This is a genomic window from Rathayibacter oskolensis, assembly GCF_900177245.1.
Lineage (GTDB): Bacteria > Actinomycetota > Actinomycetes > Actinomycetales > Microbacteriaceae > Rathayibacter > Rathayibacter oskolensis.
Map to the genome: position 1 here is coordinate 1163572 of NZ_FXBM01000002.1, position 15327 is coordinate 1178898.

Consider the following 15327-nt stretch of genomic DNA (forward strand, 5'->3'; position numbering starts at 1 on the left):
GTCAGCCGACGCGCGCGAGCGCGGCGGCGAGGCGGGTGGTCGAGCGGCCCGGGTGATAGGGCACAGTCAGCACGCGGCCGCCCCATTCGGCGACGGTCGCGGTCTCGGGGAGGGACTCGGCGGAGTAGTCGCCGCCCTTCACCCAGACGTCGGGGCGGATGCGGCGCAGCGCCTCGTCGGGGGTGTCCTCGCCGAAGACGATCACGGCGTCGACGCAGCCCAGCGCGAGGAGGAGGTCGACGCGATCGTCCTCGGGGATGATCGGGCGCAGCTCGCCCTTCAGGCGTCGCACGGAGTCGTCCGAGTTGAGGCAGACGATCAGGCAGTCGCCGAGGGAGCGCGCGGCGGCGAGTGTCCTCGCGTGACCGGCGTGCAGCAGATCGAAGCAGCCGCCGGTCGCGACGACCGTGCCGCCCGAGGCGCGCACCGCCTCCGCGACCCGGAGCGCGTCGACGCCGCCGCCGTGCAGGGGGGCCGCGTCGGCGGGCGCCGCGAGCGAGGCGACGCCTCCGGCGAGCAGGTAGGCGCCCGCGTCGGCGACGGCCGCGCCGACCGCCTCCGAGGGCGTGGCACCGCCGGCGAGGGCGACGGCGGCGGAGGCGGCGAAGCGGTCGCCCGCGCCGCACGGGTCGGTGGGCGGGATCGACGCGGCCGGCACGACGACCGGCACGCCCGCGCCGCGCGAGCGCACGAGCGCCCCGCCGGAGCCCATGGTCACCGCGACGGCGCCGCAGGCCCAGCGCTCGAGCAGCGTCGTGGCGGCAGACTCGGCCCGCGTCACTCCGCGACCCGTCGCACCCGAGAAGGCGGTCGCCTCCGCGAGGTTCGGAGTCACCAGGGTCGCACCCGCGACCGGTGTCGAGCCGCGGGGGTGCGGATCCCACACCAGGGGCACGTCGAGGGCGTCGAGGGCTGCGCGGAGCGAGGCGTCCTCGGTGAGGCGGCGGCCGTAGTCCGCGACGACGACCGCGTCGACGCCGCGGAGCGCGGCGAGCATCTCGTCGGTCACGGCGGGCAGCGGTGGTCGCTCGCAGCCGCGGTCCAGGCGCACGACGGCCTGCCCGGAGGCGGCGACACGGGTCTTCACCGGCGTCGGAGCGCCCGACACGCCCGAGACCAGGCGGATCCCGTCGAGCTCGGCGCGCAGCTCGGCGACGTCGGGGTCGGAGTCGTCGGCGAGCACGGTGACGAGGGTCACGTCGTGGCCGTCACGGGCGAGCATCCGCGCGACCAGGCCGGCGCCTCCCGCCCGGGCGCCGCGCGACGAGACGTCGACGACGGGCACGGGCGCATCGGGGCTGAGCCGCTCGGCCGGGCCGGAGAGGTCGACGTCGAGCATCACGTCGCCGACGACGGCGATCCGCAGGCGCGCGCTCACGCGGCCGCCTCCGTCCGCGCGCGGATCCGGTGCTCGAACGCCCGGCACAGGGCGTGCACGAGCACGAGCTGCGCCTCCTGCACGTTCGAGCCGTGCCCCTCGAGCGCGATCGACTCGTCGCAGAGCTCGGTCAGCGGGTTGGGCCCGTCGCCCGTCAGCGCCCAGGAGCGGGCACCCGCGGCGCGCGCCGCCTCGGCCGCGTGGAGCAGGTTGGCGCTGCGGCCGCTGGTCGAGAGCAGCACGACGACGTCGCCGGCGCGGGCGTGCGCCGTGACCTGCCGCGAGAACACGTGGTCGAATCCGTAGTCGTTGCCGATCGCGGTCAGGCTCGACGACTCCGCGTGCAGCGAGATCGCCGAGAACGGGATCCGGTCGCCGTCGAAGCGGCCGACCAGCTCCGCGGTCAGGTGCTGCGCCTCGGCCGCCGAGCCGCCGTTGCCGGCCGCGAGCAGTCGGGCCCCGGAGTGCAGGCGGTCGGCGAGCTCGACCCCCCAGGCGGTGATGCGGTCGGAGTGGCGCTCGAGCTGGGCGACCACGGCGAGCGCGCGGGCGATGTGCTCGTCGACGAGGCGCCGGGCGGCGTCCGTCGGTGCGTCCAGGACGGTGTCGATGGTCATCGTCGCGGGGCCTTCCGGGTGAGGGGGGAGGAGGAGGGGGTGCCGGCGGCGCCGCTGAGGACGGAGTCGTCGGCGAGTCCGTCGAGGACGGCGGAGTAGGCGCGCTCCGTGTCCGCGGCGACGCGGTCCCAGGAGTAGCGGGACTCGACGCGCTCGCGACCGGCCGCTCCGTAGGCGCGAGCGCGCTCCGGGTCGTCGATCAGAGCGGCGAGCGCGGAGGCGAGGGCTGCGGGGTCGCGCGGCGGGACGTGCACGCCGGTGACGTCCTCGACGACCGTGTCGATGAGGCCGCCGACGGAGGAGGCGACCACGGGCACGCCGCACGCCATCGCCTCGAGGGGCGTGATCCCGAACGGCTCGTACCAGGGCGCGCAGACCACGATGTCGGCCGAGCGGAGCATCGCGGGCATCTCGGCCTGCGAGAGCTGACCCACGAGCGCGACGCGATCGGCGACTCCCAGGCCCTCGACGATCGCGTGCAGCCGCTGGTACTCGGGGTCGGCCGCGAGGGCGTCGCCCGAGCCCGAGCCGCCGACGATCACCAGCTCGGCGTCGTGCCCGTCGGCGACGACGCGGGCCAGGGCCTCGATGGCGTGCCCCATGCCCTTGCGCGGGACGAGGCGGCCGATGCTCATCAGCCGGGTGCGGCCGGTGCGCGGCGCGACGGGGCCGTCGGGAGTGAAGCGCTCGATGTCGACCCCGCACGGCACGACCGAGATGGCTCCTGTCGGCACGCCGAGGTTCTTGAGCTCGAAGGCCTCGTCGGAGCAGGTCGCCACGATGCGGTCGGCGCTCAGGCCCACTCCCGGCTCGAGCCACTCGCGCTCGGCGGGGCTCGTGTCGAGGGCTCCCTGCTGGCGCCGCTTGACGACTCCGAGCGCGTGGAAGGTGTGCACCACGGGGACGCGGCGGCCGGTGGCGCGCTCCACCTGCTCCGAGGCGTCGAGCGCGGCGACCCCGGACATCCAGAAGTGGCTGTGCACCAGGTCGGGGCGCTCGTCGACCCACTCCGCGGCGAGGTCGCGCGCGAAGTCGGCCATGAAGGGGAGCAGGTCGTCCTTGGGGACGCGCCGGGCGGGGCCCGCGTCGACGTGCACGACCTCGACTCCCGAGGTGAAGGGGACGCGGCGCGGCAGCGTCGGGTCGTCGCGCCGGGTGTAGACGACCACGCGGTGACCGCGCCGGGCGAGCGCCTCGGCGAGGGCCGCGACGTGGACGTTCTGCCCGCCGGCGTCGACGCCTCCGAGCGTCGCCAGAGGGCTGGCGTGCTCGGAGACCATCGCGATGGTGAGCGGCGAGGTCTGGCTCATCGGGTGCTCCCTGCTCGGTTGTCGGCGGGCCTGCGGCCGGAACGGCGAGGAAGGTCCGAGAGGAGCTCGTCCCAGTCGCGGTGGAACCGGCCGAGCCCGTAGCGCTCGAGGGCGCTCTCGCGGGCGACGGCCCCGGCGCGGGCTGCCCGCTCCGGATCCTCGATCAGCGCCCGCGCCGAGGCGGCGAGCGCGTCGAGGTCGTTCGAGATCGCTCCGGCCTCGGGAGGCACGGCGCGCCCCGCCTCCGTGGTCTCGAGCGTCACGACCGGCATGCCGAGGTGCATCGCCTCGAGCAGCGCCAGGCCGAGCGAGGTCCAGCGGAAGGGGTGCAGGTAGACGCGGCGGCGGGCGAGCGCCGAGTGCATCTCTCCGGTGCGGACATCACCCTGCACTCCCACCGCCTCCAGCCCCGGCAGCTCGCGCAGGCGGTCGGTCTTCATGCCGAAGACGTCCAGCGGTGCGAGGTCGGCGAAGCGGGGGAGGAGGTCGGTCCCCGCGACCCTGCCGCGGCGCACCGGCTCGTTCACGACGACTCCGAAGTGCGGGAGCTCGCCCGTGTAGAGCGGCCCGGGATCGTGGATCCCGTGCTCGATGACGGTGGTGGTGGTCGACCCGGTGTCCCACATCAGCGCGTTGAAGTGCGTGACGTGCACGAGGACGAGATCGTCGCGATCGGCGAGCGGATGACGGTTGTCGGGCACATCGCCGCGGGGCGTGTTGTGCTCGATGTAGACCGCGGGCAGGTCGAGCCCGAGCCGGCGGCCGAGCAGTCGCTCCGCCTCGGCGAGCTCCTCCGGGCGCTGCAGCAGCACGGCGTCGACGTCGGCCTCGCGCAGCTGGTCGGGAGCGATCTCGATCGCGTTCGGCCAGTCGCGACCGCCGGTGCCGAGACCCCAGCCGTCGCGCTCCGGGGTGGTGGGGAGCAGGTACTCGTGGTCGCCGCGGACGAACGCGTCCGCCCAGCCGCCGTGCACGTGCCAGAGCAGGATCCTCATGCCATCGCCTCCGTCGTCGTCGCCGTGCGCGCACCGAGTCGCAGCGCGGCAGCGACCGCCTCCTCGGCGCTCACCCCCGCGAGGCAGGGGTGGCCGGGCACCGGGCAGACCCGGGCCCGCGAGCCGGCGCACGGCGCGTGCTGGTCGCCGAGCAGCTCGACCGGCACCCCGTAGGGCGCCCAGCGGATCGCGGGGACGACCGGTGCGAACAGGCTGACGACCGGTGTGCCGACCGCCGCGGCGAGGTGCGCGGGGCCCGTGTTGCCGCTGATCACGACGTCGGCGCGCGCCAGCACCTCGGCGGCACCGGCGAAGTCGGTGACGCCGCCCAGGTCGATCCCGCGGCTGCCCGCGACCTGCGCGGTCAGGGTGCGCTCGCCCGGTCCGCCGGTGACGGCGACCGCCCAGCCCTCGTCGGCGAGCAGCTCGACCGCGCGCGCCGCGTTCTCGGCCGGCCAGGCGCGGGCGGGCACCGCCGCACCGGGGTGCACGACGACGTAGCGGCCGATCCCCTCGAGCACCTCGGGGAGGCGCCCCTCGCGGCGCACCCGGAGGCGGCCGTCGTCGCCGTCGGGGAGGGGGAAGCCTGCGGCGGCGGCGATCGCGAGGGCGCGCTCGGGCTCCGGCTGGTCCTCCTCGAGACTCTCGCCGGGGACGAGGCGGACGTCGAGCAGCGCGCCGGCGAAGTCGACGGAGGCGCCCGTGATGCGGGCGACGCCGGCGAGGCGCAGCAGCAGCGCGAGCGGCAGCGGCGACTGGTGGAAGGAGGTGAGGACGACCGCCTCGTCGGGGGCGAACTCCTCGACGATCCCGCGCAGCTCGTCGACGAGCTCGGCGTCGACCGGGCGGGAGGCGTCGCCGATCCAGGGGCACCACCAGGTGCGCACCGACGACGGTCCGGGCAGCAGTGCCGCGGCGGGAGCGCCCTGCGGACCGCACAGCAGCAGCACCTCGGCGTCCGCCGCGATCGCCCGCACGGCCGGACCGCACAGCAGCACATCGCCCGCGCTGTCGAGGCGGGCGACGAGCACGCGCCGGGTCACTCGGCGTCTCCGTCGGGCTGCATCGCGAGCAGCAGCTCGACCGCCTCGAGGAGCGTCGCCGCCCGCAGCGGGGCGGCGGCCACCTCCTCCGAGCGGGTGATCGGGGTCGGCACGATCACGCCGCGCGCGCCGGCCGCCGCGGCTGCGCCGACGTCGGCGCCGATGTCGCCGATCACGGCGAGGCTCTCCGGGGGCAGCCCCAGCGCCTCGGCCGCTCCGAGCACCATCCCTGGCGCGGGCTTGCGGCAGTCGCAGCCGTCGGCCGGCCCGTGCGGGCAGAGCATCCAGACGTCGAAGCCGCCGAAGAGCTCGTCGACCCGCGCGTTGACCGCGTCGGCCTGGGCGCGGTCGATGATGCCGCGGGCGATCCCCGACTGGTTCGTGACGACGCCGAGGGCGAGCCCCGCCTCGCGCGCCCGCTCGACGGCGTCGAGCGCGGTCGGCATCGGGACGACCTTCTCGGGGTCCCCGTTGTAGGGGACGTCGACCACGAGCGTCGCATCGCGGTCGAAGAGGATCCCGCGCAGCCGCGGCGCCCGCGCGCGGGCGGCGGTCGCGGTGCTCCGGAGGATCGAGACGTTCACTTCTTCCTCGTACCCCCTGCACCGGGTCCGTAAACGCGAGGAGGGAGAAGTCGTCGCGCTCGGGCGCGTCGAGGCTCCGATCTCCCCGGTCGCGTCTGAGCCCTCGGCAGCGGGGTACGGGAGTCGCGACAGGAAGGAGGCGCCGTGCGCGCTCTCACCGACCCCGACGGCACCCCGGAGATCCTCGCGCTGCGTGCGCTGAAGCTCGGCGACATCCTCGTCGCGGTCCCGGCGCTGCACGCGCTCCGCCGCGGCTTCCCCGAGCACCGGCTGATCTTGGCGACCACGCCCTGGCTCGAGCCGATCGTCGATCTGATCGACGGCCTCGACGCCCTGGTCCCGACGCTGCACGGTCTCGACGATCCGCTCCCCGTGGCGCCGGACCGCATCGACCTCGCCGTCAATCTGCACGGCAACGGGCCGGAGTCGCGGGACGCGCTGCTCGCTCTCCGGCCGCGGCGGACCCTCGAGTTCCGCGTGCCGGCCCTCGATCCGGGCGCCGGCCCCGATGACCCGCGACCCCTCTGGATCGACGGCGAGCTCGAGCGCGCGCGCTGGGCCCGGCTCGTGAACTCGATCGGCCTCGACGCCGACCCCGAGGACGTCGGCATCGCGGTGCCCGAGGTCGCGGCGCCCGTGGCCGGTGCCGCGGTGGTGCACATCGGCGCCTTCTACGGCTCGAGGGAGTGGCCGGAGGAGCGCTTCGCCGCGGTCGCGCAGGCGCTCGCCGCCCAGGGCCACCGCGTCGTCTTCACCGGAGGCGCGAACGAGGCCGACCGCGCGCGCCGGGTCGCCGAGATCGCCGGCGTCGGCGAGGTGCTCGCGGGAGGGATCGACCTGGCGGAGTTCGCCGCGGTGGTCGCCTCCGCCGAGGTCGTCGTGACGGTCGACACCGGAGCGGCCCATCTCGCCTCGGCCTACGGGATCCCCTCCGTGGTGATCTTCGGACCGGCCCCGCCCGAGGCCTGGGGCCCGCCCGTCACCGGCCCGCACGTCGTGCTCACCGACGCGTCGCTGCGCCGCGGCGACGTCTTCTCGGCGGAGCCCGACCCTGCGCTGCTCGCTGTGCAGGTCGACGACGTCCTCGACGCCCTGGCCTCGCTCCCCGATCGCGCCGGAGCGCACCTCAGGCGGTCCGCAGTCGGGCACTCGAGCCGACGGGAGTGACCGTGGCGACCCGGCCGCGCGGCTGCTGCGCGCGCGACGGGGCGCCGAGGCGGTCGGCGAGCTGAGCGAGGATCCGGCGCTGCAGGCGCGACACCTGCATCTGCGTGGTGCCGAGGGCGTCCGCGATCTGCTGCTGGGTCATCTCCTCGACGAACCGCATCCGGAGCAGCTCGCGCTGGCCCTCCTCGAGCTCGCCGAGCGCGTCGGCCAGGCCGTGGCGGCGCTCGATCCCGGCGAGCCGCTCGTCCTCGCCGCCGAGCGTCTCGCTCAGCCGCACTCCCGCCTCGCCGACCGTCTCGTCGAGCGACAGCGGGTGACCGGCGGTCCGAGCATCGGCGACGTCGCCGACCTCGACGCCGAGGCGGTGGGCGATCTCGCGGTCGGAGGGGTGGCGTCCGAGCTCCTGCGCCAGCTCCTCCGCCACGAGGGTGCTGCGGCGGTGCAGCTCCTGCACCCCGCGGGGCGGGCGGATCATCCAGCCGAGATCGCGGAGGTGGCGCTTGAGCTCGCCGGTGATGGTCGGCACCGCGAAGGCGGCGAAGCTGTCGCCGCGCTCGGGGGTGAAGCGCTGCGCGGCCTTGACGAGGCCGACGTAGGCGACCTGGCGCAGATCCGCTCCGTCGCCGCTGCCTCCGCGCGACACGCGACGGGCCATGGCCTCGGCCAGGCCGAGGTGATCGAGCACGATGCGCTCGCGGATGCGGTCGGCCTCGGCCGCCTCGGCTGTCGCGGCGCGGTGGAAGAGCGAGAGGGTGCGAGCGTCCTTCTCCTCGCGGGCGGAGTCCGACAGCGCTGCGGGCGCGAGGCGGGTGAGGCTCATCCGGGCTCCTTTCGATGCTGGCAGTTGACGGTCGGCTTCGGGGGGCGCCTCCTCGGACGCAGTCCTCCTTCCGGGGCCGGGTGGAGGGGAGAGGCAGGGTGGAACGGCCTCGAGAAGAAGCTCTCCGGCCAGAGCACCACTGCTCCTGCCTCTTCGGCAGCCCATTGACTCGGAGCACTGCTTCGCGCTAGTGCTCGGGACGGCCGGCGGCGGCGCTCACGGGCGGTGCGCGGGTGCTCGCGGCTAGAATCGGGGCCGTATGTCTGAGCTCACTCCGTCCCTGGATCGCGCGCCCGACGCGCACCCGTTCACCACGGCGACCGGGAGCGACGTCCGCGTCCGCTTCTGCCCGTCCCCGACCGGGACGCCGCACGTCGGCCTCATCCGCACGGCCCTGTTCAACTGGGCCTACGCGCGGCACACCGGGGGCACCTTCGTCTTCCGCATCGAGGACACCGATGCGGCCCGCGACAGCGAGGAGAGCTACGAGCAGATCGTCGACGCGCTGCGCTGGCTGAGGCTCGACTGGGACGAGGGCGTCGGAGTCGGCGGCCCGCACGGCCCGTACCGCCAGTCGGAGCGGAGCGACGTCTACCTCGACGTGATCGCGCGCCTGCTCGAGTCGGGTCACCTCTACGAGAGCTACTCGACGGCCGAGGAGATCGACGCGCGCAACGAGGCCGCCGGACGAGCCAAGCAGCACGGCTACGACAACGTCGACCGCGGGCTCACCGACGAGCAGCGCGCGGCCCTCCGCGCCGAGGGCCGTCAGCCGGCGCTCCGCCTCCGGGTCCCCGACGCCGACCTGTCGTTCGACGACCTCGTGCGCGGGCCGATCACGTTCCCGGCCGGCTCGTTCAGCGACTTCGTCGTGGTGCGCCCGAACGGCCAGCCGCTCTACACGCTGGTGAACCCGGTCGACGACGCGATCATGCAGATCACGCACGTCCTCCGCGGCGAAGACATCCTGCCCTCGACCGCCCGTCAGATCGCGCTGTACCACGCACTGATCGACATCGGAGTCACCACCTTCGTCCCGCGCTTCGGCCACCTCCCCTACGTGATGGGCGAGGGCAACAAGAAGCTCTCGAAGCGCGACCCGTCCTCGAACCTCTTCCACCACCGCGACCGCGGCTTCATCCCCGAGGGCCTGGTCAACTACCTGGCGCTCCTCGGCTGGTCGCTGACGCACGACCGCGACGTCTTCTCGATCGACGAGATGGTCGCCGCGTTCGACGTCGCCGACGTGAACCCGAACCCGGCGCGCTTCGACCTCAAGAAGGCGGAGTCGATCAACGGCGACCACATCCGCCTCCTGACGGTGGAGGACTTCACCGACAGGACGGTGCCCTACCTCATCGCCGCGGGAGTGCTCGCGGGCGAGCCGACCGTCGAGCAGCGCGGCGTGCTCGACGCCGCGGCCCCGCTCGTGCAGGAGCGCATCGGGCTCCTCGGTGAGGCGCCGGGGATGCTGGGCTTCCTCTTCACGACCGCCGACGCGCTCGAGTACGACGACGACGCACTGAAGGGGCTGCCCGCGAACGCCGGCGAGGTCCTCGCGGCGTCGATCGGTGCGCTCGAGCTGGTGCCCGAGGGGGAGTGGCTGACCGCCGCGGTGCAGGAGGCGCTCGCGTCGGCCCTGATCGAGGGACTCGGCCTCAAGCCCCGCATCGCCTACGGCCCGCTGCGCACCGCGATCTCGGGGCGGCGCGTGTCGCCTCCGCTGTTCGAGTCGATGGAGATCCTCGGCAAGACGGAGTCGATCGCCCGCCTCGACCGCCTCTCCGCCCACCTCGTCTCCCGGTCCGCCTGATCATGGGCGAGGCAGTGGGAGGCCGCTACGACGTCGTCGTGATCGGCGCGGGCCCCGCCGGGCTGTCGGCGGGCCTCAATCTCGTCCGCGCGCGCCGCAGCGTGCTGCTGCTCGACGCCAACCGCCCGCGCAACGCGGCGACGCTGCACTCCCACGGCTTCATCACGCGCGACGGCATCTCGCCCCTCGAGCTGCGCCGCCTCGGCCGCGAGGAGCTCGAGCACTACGAGGGTGCGGAGGTGCACAACGGCCTGGTCACCTCGGTCGAGCGCTCGGGAGGCGAGTTCGTGGTCTCGTCCCGCGGCGTGCGCGGCTCGGCCGACCGCTGCGTGATCGCGACCGCGGTGGTGATCGCCGGTGGACTGGCCGAGAAGCTGCCGGCGCTGCCGAGCCTCCGCGCCTACTACGGCACCGCCGTGCACAGCTGCATGGAGTGCGACGGCTACGAGAAGGCGGGCGAGCCGCTCGCGCTCATCGGCGAGACCGACGACCTGGCCGAGCGCGCCATGCTGCTCTCGCAGTGGTCGACCGATCTGATCGTCTTCACCAACGGCGTCGGACTCGTCAGCGACGCCGACGAGTCGCTCCTCGGCTCGATCGGGGTGCGCGTCGACCGCCGCCCCGTCGCCGACCTGACCGGCGAGCGCGCCACCCTGACCGGCGTCGCACTCGCCGACGGCGACGTGATCCCGCGCACCGGCGCCTTCGTGCGCCCGATCTGGGTCCCCGCTCTCGACTACCTCGACGCCGCGGGCCCCGAGCGCGACGCCGACGGCTTCCTCCGCGTCGACCCGGGCGGCCGCACCACCGTCCCCGGCCTGTACGCGGCCGGCGAGGTCACAGCGCCCGGCCCGCAGCAGCTCATCGTCGCCGCGGGCTCCGGCGCGCAGGTCGCCTCCTCCGTCAACCGCGATCTCGTGCGCGCTCGCCTCGGCGAGGCCGCCCCGGAGGCGGAGCATCTCGCGATCCACGGACCCGATTTGAGCAGCGTGCGCCCGTAGGGTACTGTCGTACCTCGGCGCCCGGCCTCGTTCCGGTCGCCGCCTGGTCCCGGGATCACCTCCGGATGACCATTGGGGTATGGTGTAATTGGCAACACGGCTGATTCTGGTTCAGTTGTTCTTGGTTCGAGTCCAGGTACCCCAGCACTTCGTCTTCTCCGCGATCGGCCGCTGATCGGACGCGAGGCGGCCCGCGCAGCCGGACGCGGACGTACCGCCAGCGAGAATCCGTCGCCGAACGCCGACCTCGTCGTCGAGCGGCCGGGGTCGCGGCACGTGGCGGCATCGGTCGCCACGACCACCACGGCGCGATCAGAAGTAGCGCGCGAGGTGATGACGGAGTGGTTCGTCGCACACGTAGATGTAGGTCCCGCGGATCCCGCGCGTCAGCAGCACCGAGTAGATGTTGCGGACGTAGGCGAGCAGATCCTCGTCGGAGTAGACGAGGCCGAGCTTGGGGTTGTTCTCACGTCCCTTCTTGTCGTGGTAGTTGGACCGGTCGAAGACGATGCGCTGCGCGACAGGGTCGAAGCGCAGGTCGTGGCCGATCACGACTCCGGCGTAGTTGAGGTCGAAGCCCTGGACCGTGTGAATCGAGCCGACCTCGTCGATGGCGCCGGGTGAGTTGATCCAGTCGCGCTGGGTCCGATTCCATCGCAGTTCCAGGCCGTCGATCTCGATGTCGAACGCGTCCTTCTGATTCTTGGTGATCCACTTCCAGGCGTACCCGGCGACGAGTCGCGCGAGACCGTGCTCCTGCTCCCGGAGCAGCAGCTCCCGGCGCAGCTCGGCGAGGTCCTCGAAGAAGCGCAGGTCGTAGGAGCCGAAGTCCTCGCGGTGCTCGGGCGGGGCGTCGGACAGCGTCGCGCGCACGTACCCGACGTAGTCCTTGTCCGCCGCGATGCGCATCTGCGAGCGGAGGGGGTATACGCGACCACTCGCCGACGCCTCCGCGAGGAGGCGCCCTGTGACTGCAGCAGGGAGGTCCATCGGTCGGACGGTCTGCGCTGTGTCGAGCATCAGGATCGTGTGCCTGCTGCGGGCGCGGATCCAGTCGAGCTGCGTGTACTCGAGGGAGTCCTGTCCGAACAGTGCCCGGTTAATGTCGGCGAACTTCTTGTTCAAGGGGCCGGACGGCTGGTTCGCCCGCTGACTCAGACGGTGTGCCTCGTCGACCAGGAGGAGGTCGAAGGGCTCCTCGCTCTGCCCGACATCGAAAGGCGTGAGCACGAGGTCCTTGCTCAATCCGGGCGTCAGCGTGAAGACCCGTGCGATCGAACCGCGCAGCGACTGCTGCGGCACCACGAGCCCGACGCGGAGCGTCGACAGCAGCTCCGCATGGCCGGGGGTGAAGAAGTCGCTGAAGACGGAGTCGCTGTCCAGCGGCTCCTCCGGATCGTGCCGCCGGATGTCCTGCAGGAGCTTCAGCAGGTAGATCGCGACGACGGTCTTGCCGGTCCCCGGGTCACCCTGCACGACGACCGTGCTCGGCCGCCCGGACTCCAGATCCGCGAACAAGCCCTCGAGGATGTCCTCGACGGCGATGGCCTGATCGTGGTTGAGCGCTTTGAACGGCGACAGCTTGAAGAGATCGCTGTTGATGATCTCGGGAAGCGTCCGCTGGAAGAGGTGCTCCTCGGTGCGCAGGACCTCGAAGACCTCGTCGAACGTCTGACGGTAGGACTCGCGATCGAAGTAGTCGGCGTCGGTGATTCCCGCGTTGTGGTTCAGGACCTTCAACCGACCTTCGCCCGACAGCATCCGCAGGAGGAACGACTCGAGATCGAGGCAGGCGGACTTGTTGAAGGTGTTGTCGAGGACGACCCGCACGCGCTCGAGCCGGCTCTTCTCGGGGGAGTCCAGGTGCTGGCGGAGCCGTCCCTCAGCGTTGAGGGACTCGCCGACGTAGACCTCCGCCGCGCTGTCGAGGACGTAGACGACGGGCCAGTTGCGGTGCCGCGGATCGGCGGCGCCCCAGACGCGGACCTGGTCGGAGTCGAAGGGCAGGCGCTCGATGCTAAAGCCGGTCATACTTCTCGCTGCGTCCCCGCGCCTTGTCTACGGGGTACTTCTCCCGCGTCTTCCGGAGCTTCGCGAGGACGATGTCGTCCGCGTCGACTCCGAGGCGGTCGGCGAGCAGGAGGCAGTAGGTCAGCACGTCCGCGAGCTCCTCCACCGCCGCGGGGAGGTCGCCCTCGCCCCATTGGAAGCACTCGAGCAGTTCTCCGGACTCGATGCTGATGCTCTTGGCGAGGTTCTCGGGAGTGTGGAACTGCGACCAGTCGCGCTCCCGCACGAACTCGCGGAGAGCGTCGCGGACGTCGTCATCGGGCATGAACGCCAACCTACAGCGCACCCGCCGTCGAACCGTTCGTCGTCCCAGGCCAGCACTACGGCGGGATTCCGCTGCGGCTCGAGCACTCCGGTGCCCCGCCCGATGTCGGCCGCCCTCCACGCCGCCCGTCATCGAGCCATGCCACCATGAATCTGTACATCGCTCAGGAACCCGCCTCCCGCAGGTTCTGACAAGGGGGTCTCTCGTCCATGCAATCTGATCTGCTCTGGATCGTCGTCGCCGGCATCGCCGTCGGGGTCGTGCTGCTGCTCGCCATCATCGGCTTCTTCATCTTCCGGGCCTGGTACCAGGTGCCGCAGGCCGACGAGGCGATCGTGATCGTCGGAAAGAAGCAGAAGGGCGATGACGGGCTGACGTCGAACATGACCGTCATCACCGGCGGCGGCGCGTTCGTCAACAAGCTGACCCAGCGCTCCGACCGCATCTCGCTGCGGTCGCGGCAGATCAAGATGGAGCCGGTCGCGCAGACCAAGAACGGCGTGACGATCCACCTCGCGGGCGTCGCCCTCGTCAAGATCGGCTCCACGGCCGATCAGGTGCGCGCCGCCGCCGAGCGCTTCGCCTCGCAGGACCAGTCGATCGACGTCTTCACGACGGAGCAGCTGGAGGGCGCCCTCCGCGGCGTCGTCGCGAAGCTCAGCGTCGAGGAGGTCATGCAGGACCGGCAGAAGCTCGGCGACGAGATCGCCGAGGGGATCAAGGGCGACCTGCTCGCGCAGGGCCTCGTCCTCGACTCCTTCGCCATCCAGGGCGTCACCGACCGCAACGGCTACATCGAGGCGCTCGGCGCGCAGGAGATCGAGCGCGTCCGGCGCGAAGCCGACGTCGCCCGGATCAACGCGGCCCGTGAGGTCAAGGCCCGCCAGCTCGCCACCGACGAGGCCAACCTGATCGAGCAGACCGCCTACGACAAGAACACCGCCGCCGCGAAGTCCGAGGTCGGCCGGGCGAACGCCGAGGCCGAGCAGGCCGAGAACCTGGCCCGCGCCGAGCGCGAGCAGGCCGTCCTCGTGCAGCGCGCCGAGAACCGGCAGGCCGAGCTCGACGCCGACGTCAAGCGCGTCGCCGACGCCGAGAAGTACCGTCGCCAGACCGAGGCCGACGCCGACGCCTACGGGCGTCAGAAGAAGGCCGAGACCGACCGTCAGATCGCGCAGCAGGGGTCGGACGCCGAGGCCTACGCCGTCCAGCGCCAGGCCGAGGCCCGGCAGGCGTCGGCCGCCGCCGAGGCGGCAGCCGTGAGCGCGCGCGCTGAGGCGGAGGCCCACGCCCTCCGGGCCAAGGCCGGTGCCGAGGCAGAGGCGCTGCGCGCGAACGCCGCTGCCGAGGCGGAGGCCATCCGCGCCAAGGGCGAGGCGAGCGCGGCCGCGATCCAGGCCGAGGCGGAGGCGCTCCGCGAGAACCAGGAGGCGATCCTGGGCCGCGAGCTGATCGGGCAGCTCCCGTCGCTGATGGCCGAGTTCGCGAAGGGCTACCAGAACGTCGGCACCGTCACCCTGATCGGAGGCGACACCGCCGGCACCCACATCGCGCGCGAGCAGGCGGCGAGCCTCGCGGCCACGTTCGACAGCGTCAAGTCGGCGACCGGTGTCGACCTCGGAGCGATCCTGCAGGGCCAGGCCTTCGGCCGGGGCGTGGCGGCGGCTTCCGGGGCGTCGGAGTCCACCGACCCCACCGTCATTCCCTCGACGAGCTGACGAGCGGAGGCGCCCCGCCCGCGAACTCCTCGCGGGCGGGGGCCCGGCCCAGCCGACGCTCTATCCGCCTCCGAGCTCTGCGTCGCACCGAGGTCAGCCGCGCGGCTGATCCCAGCGACAGCAGCGCCTCGTTACGCTCGTCGGATGTTCGCAGGACTCGCAGGCTGGCACCTCGTCATTATCGCCGTCATCGTCTCTCCGGTGCTCATCGCGGCGATCGGCATCCCGATCGCCGTCACCCAGGGCCGCGCCCGTCGCGAGGCCGGCCTCGTGACCGATCCGCGCGTCAACCCGCTCTCGATCGCCGCCTTCGTCGCCGCGTTCCTGATCGGCATCGTGGGCGTGGTCCTCGGCCACGTGGCCCGGGCGCAGATCCGCAGGAGCGGGGAGGCGGGCTGGGGGTTCGCCACGTTCGCGCTGTTCCTCGGCTACTGGGCGACGGCGATCGCCCTGCTCGGCGTGGTGTCGGTCGTCGGCGCCGCGCTCTGGCAGAGCTGACGCCGCGCGCGGGCCTCCACCGCGCTCGGGAAGGCCGCGCACCGGATC

Annotated in this window: 14 protein-coding genes and 1 tRNA gene; 6 read left to right on the top strand and 9 right to left on the bottom strand. The window is 73.0% G+C overall.

What is annotated here, in order from left to right; all coding sequences use genetic code 11:
- Position 1: 1 nt before the first annotated feature.
- Genes B9Y99_RS14465 through B9Y99_RS19090 form a run of 6 tightly spaced genes read right to left on the bottom strand, consistent with a single transcriptional unit; the run spans position 2 to position 5927 of the window.
- Positions 2-1366: a PfkB family carbohydrate kinase gene (locus B9Y99_RS14465; RefSeq protein ID WP_085477441.1), complete on the bottom strand. Its 1365-nt coding sequence runs from the start codon at positions 1364-1366 to the stop codon at positions 2-4.
- A gap of 8 nt (positions 1367-1374) precedes the next feature.
- The gene (locus B9Y99_RS14470) at positions 1375-1995 is read right to left on the bottom strand and encodes a D-sedoheptulose-7-phosphate isomerase (RefSeq protein WP_085477234.1); all 621 of its coding nucleotides are present in this window, start codon (positions 1993-1995) and stop codon (positions 1375-1377) included.
- Positions 1992-3305: a glycosyltransferase gene (locus tag B9Y99_RS14475; RefSeq protein ID WP_085477235.1), complete on the bottom strand. Its 1314-nt coding sequence runs from the start codon at positions 3303-3305 to the stop codon at positions 1992-1994. The genes B9Y99_RS14470 and B9Y99_RS14475 overlap by 4 nt, the downstream gene beginning before the upstream one ends.
- Positions 3302-4300 (bottom strand): glycosyltransferase, encoded by a 999-nt coding sequence (locus B9Y99_RS14480; protein WP_085477236.1) that lies wholly within the window; start codon positions 4298-4300, stop codon positions 3302-3304. The genes B9Y99_RS14475 and B9Y99_RS14480 overlap by 4 nt, the downstream gene beginning before the upstream one ends.
- Positions 4297-5343, bottom strand: coding sequence for a glycosyltransferase family 9 protein (locus B9Y99_RS14485; RefSeq protein WP_208856962.1), 1047 nt, complete (start codon positions 5341-5343; stop codon positions 4297-4299). The genes B9Y99_RS14480 and B9Y99_RS14485 overlap by 4 nt, the downstream gene beginning before the upstream one ends.
- The gene (locus B9Y99_RS19090) at positions 5340-5927 is read right to left on the bottom strand and encodes a D-glycero-alpha-D-manno-heptose-1,7-bisphosphate 7-phosphatase (RefSeq protein WP_244274931.1); all 588 of its coding nucleotides are present in this window, start codon (positions 5925-5927) and stop codon (positions 5340-5342) included. Before B9Y99_RS19090 ends, B9Y99_RS14485 begins: the two co-directional genes overlap by 4 nt.
- A 144-nt stretch (positions 5928-6071) precedes the next feature.
- Here B9Y99_RS19090 and B9Y99_RS14495 point away from each other — a divergent pair, with 144 nt between their 5' ends.
- Complete coding sequence (locus B9Y99_RS14495; protein ID WP_085477237.1) at positions 6072-7094, top strand: glycosyltransferase family 9 protein; 1023 nt, start codon at positions 6072-6074, stop codon at positions 7092-7094.
- Here B9Y99_RS14495 and B9Y99_RS14500 read toward each other — a convergent pair.
- On the bottom strand, positions 7054-7914 hold the full coding sequence (locus B9Y99_RS14500) for a sigma-70 family RNA polymerase sigma factor (protein WP_165759633.1): 861 nt from the start codon (positions 7912-7914) through the stop codon (positions 7054-7056). The two genes, B9Y99_RS14495 and B9Y99_RS14500, sit on opposite strands and share 41 nt — an antisense overlap.
- Positions 7915-8173: 259 nt before the next feature.
- Here B9Y99_RS14500 and gltX point away from each other — a divergent pair, with 259 nt between their 5' ends.
- The 3 genes from gltX to B9Y99_RS14515 all read left to right on the top strand — a co-directional run bounded on the left by gltX (position 8174) and on the right by B9Y99_RS14515 (position 10873).
- A complete protein-coding gene (gene gltX / locus B9Y99_RS14505; RefSeq protein WP_085477239.1) occupies positions 8174-9727 on the top strand; it encodes a glutamate--tRNA ligase in 1554 nt (517 codons plus the stop codon).
- A 2-nt stretch (positions 9728-9729) separates the two neighbouring features.
- Positions 9730-10728 carry an NAD(P)/FAD-dependent oxidoreductase gene (locus B9Y99_RS14510; RefSeq protein ID WP_085477240.1) on the top strand — a complete coding sequence of 333 codons (999 nt, stop codon included), beginning with the start codon at positions 9730-9732 and terminating at the stop codon, positions 10726-10728.
- A 73-nt stretch (positions 10729-10801) separates the two neighbouring features.
- Positions 10802-10873, top strand: a tRNA-Gln gene (locus B9Y99_RS14515).
- A gap of 167 nt (positions 10874-11040) precedes the next feature.
- Here the strand turns inward: B9Y99_RS14515 and B9Y99_RS14520 are convergent.
- Both B9Y99_RS14520 and B9Y99_RS14525 read right to left on the bottom strand, forming a co-directional pair.
- Positions 11041-12759 carry a DUF2075 domain-containing protein gene (locus B9Y99_RS14520; RefSeq protein WP_085477241.1) on the bottom strand — a complete coding sequence of 573 codons (1719 nt, stop codon included), beginning with the start codon at positions 12757-12759 and terminating at the stop codon, positions 11041-11043.
- Entirely contained in the window at positions 12746-13063 is a 318-nt protein-coding gene (locus tag B9Y99_RS14525; RefSeq protein WP_085477242.1) for a nucleotide pyrophosphohydrolase, read from the bottom strand. The genes B9Y99_RS14520 and B9Y99_RS14525 overlap by 14 nt, the downstream gene beginning before the upstream one ends.
- A gap of 209 nt (positions 13064-13272) precedes the next feature.
- On the opposite strand from B9Y99_RS14525, the gene B9Y99_RS14530 reads away from it, so the two are divergent.
- Together B9Y99_RS14530 and B9Y99_RS14535 are read left to right on the top strand one after the other, a co-directional pair.
- Entirely contained in the window at positions 13273-14781 is a 1509-nt protein-coding gene (locus tag B9Y99_RS14530; protein ID WP_085477243.1) for an SPFH domain-containing protein, read from the top strand.
- Positions 14782-14925: 144 nt separating this feature from the next.
- Complete coding sequence (locus tag B9Y99_RS14535; protein WP_085477244.1) at positions 14926-15279, top strand: DUF4190 domain-containing protein; 354 nt, start codon at positions 14926-14928, stop codon at positions 15277-15279.
- Positions 15280-15327 lie beyond the last annotated feature (48 nt).